The organism is Kitasatospora sp. MBT63 (genome assembly GCF_000710465.2).
GTDB lineage: Bacteria > Actinomycetota > Actinomycetes > Streptomycetales > Streptomycetaceae > Kitasatospora.
Map to the genome: position 1 here is coordinate 1 of NZ_JAIZ01000818.1, position 378 is coordinate 378.

Below are 378 nucleotides of genomic sequence, written 5' to 3' on the forward strand. Positions count from 1 at the left end.
CCGCGGATCTTCACCTGGTCGTCGGCCCGGCCGACGAACTCCAGGGTGCCGTCGGCGCGGCGGCGGGCCAGGTCGCCGGAGCGGTACAGCCGGGAGCCGGGCGCGCCGAACGGGTTGGGCACGAAGCGCTCGGCGGTCAGGCCGGGCCGGTTGAGGTAGCCGCGGGCGACGCCCCGGCCGCTGACGTGGATCTCGCCGACCACCCCGACCGGCACCAGCCGGCCGTTCGGGTCCAGCAGGTGCACGCCGAGGTCGGGCAGGGGGTGGCCGGCGGGGCTGACGGCGGGGTCGGTGAGGTCGTCGGCGGTGACCCGGTGGTGGGTGACGTGGACGGTGGTCTCGGTGATGCCGTACATGTTGATCAGCGCGGGGGCGTCC

Annotated in this window: 1 protein-coding gene; it reads right to left on the bottom strand. The window is 75.9% G+C overall.

What is annotated here, in order from left to right; genetic code table 11:
• Positions 1-378 (bottom strand): AMP-binding protein (locus AA75_RS43000; protein ID WP_033825995.1); only part of this gene is annotated, 378 nt, incomplete at both ends.